At 53.6% G+C, this 1,572-nt stretch carries 1 protein-coding gene; it reads right to left on the bottom strand.

Annotated features, from left to right (window positions below):
* The coding region (locus WCA53_RS16290; protein ID WP_423912400.1) for a hypothetical protein at positions 1 to 1,399 on the bottom strand (1,399 nt) is incomplete at its 3' end.
* Positions 1,400 to 1,572 lie beyond the last annotated feature (173 nt).

Raw genomic sequence — 1,572 nt, 5'->3', positions numbered from 1 at the left:
CTTGAGGATAGGTCGCGGTTATTCCCGCAGAGCTTCTAACCACCCAGTTGCCATCTTTCAATGTGCAATTTGAAAAAGGCAACTGCGCAGTTTGCGATTCATCCATACAGAGCTCCGTGATCCCAATGTTCTGGTTTCGTCGCACGATGGCCGCATATCGCACCTTACTCTCGTACATTCCATTGAGATGACCGCCTAGTCCGGTCTTGTCAAAGACAAGATGCACTTGCTTGGCTGGATCGGTTTGGTCGGCGAGCATGGAGGTATACGGTAGAACGATGCCTGTGTAGTCCCTCGTGTATTTGTCGAACTGATAAAGCTGCGCGACGAAGCCAAAAAAGATAAACCCCGCAGCAAAAACGATTCCGGTTGCATTTGAACGCCGGCAGATCTGGGCGATCACTGCAATGACGATCAGGCTTGCGCCCGGCGCTACGCTCATGAATGTCCGCTGATTGATCACCATATGCGATTCGGCAACCATGAAGGGCAGGTAACCCACGACCACCAGAATCAGTCCAGACAAAACGTATCGAGCGGTCTGACTCAAAGGGACCGCATTCGACGCGCGCTTGGTCAAAAGCAACAGCGCAAGGAGCAGTACGATGCCCGTGAACACGATAAAGCGGTAGTGAACGATCTGAGTGGTCAGGATCCACCATGTCGAGACCCATGCGTCATAGAAGACGCGGTACGCATCGGAGTCGATCAGATAGTGAAGGTTGTGCACGATTGCGCCGGTCATGCTGCCGCCGGACGCGCTCACCTGATACGAACTCTTGAAGAGGACGATCGCGTAGAACAGATAAGCGGCGTTCGCGAGCGGAGCAATCAAGGATGCGGCCACGATCGCTTTGCGACGGATGACCAATCGGATGAAGCTTCTAAATCCGTCTCTTGAAAGTAGCGCGAGAGGTGCAATCAGATAGAGCGTGATGAACGGCTCGTAGATCAGGACAGCAACACAGGAGCAAATGGTCGACGTGACCAGAGCCGCCCATCGCTTGGCGGCGGTATTCGCAGTTAATGCGCTGACCGTGCAGGCGCTGCCGAACACCATTAGTCCGACCGAAAACATGATGTGGACGGTCCGAAATTCAAACTGCTGGGTATCGGCGGGGTAGACAAAACACAGCAGCCCAAATGCCGCTGCATAGGCCTTGTTGCGGAACAAGAAGTTCCCGAGCCACGCGCCGCCGATCACGCGCAGCACGCATCCAGCCATCAGGACTATATGAAAGCCAAGGAACGAATCACTGCTAATCTGGCGGGCGATAAAGTGCGGAAGGATCTGTAGCGGGCGCGCTGCAAACTTGTCAGCCATCAATTGCCCTGGGAACGAATTCCAGAACGAAGGATGGCTCTGCATCATACTCAAGACGTCCCACTCTTCCAGCATGGCGCCTAGAGTAAATCCGAATTGATACCAGAGCACAATGACTGCGCAGACTGCAGGGGCAACGGCCCATACTAAGAATGAATCCCTGTTTAGCCGCGCCTGCATTGAACACCTATTTATTTAAACGATCACGCGCGGAGGCAACGTGATTTTGACTCAGCGAAGAATGAACG

Source organism: Caballeronia sp., assembly GCF_049581465.1.
Classification (GTDB): domain Bacteria; phylum Pseudomonadota; class Gammaproteobacteria; order Burkholderiales; family Burkholderiaceae; genus Caballeronia.
The sequence above is the reverse complement of the archived record's forward strand: the minus strand, read 5'-3'. Positions and strand labels throughout refer to the sequence as shown.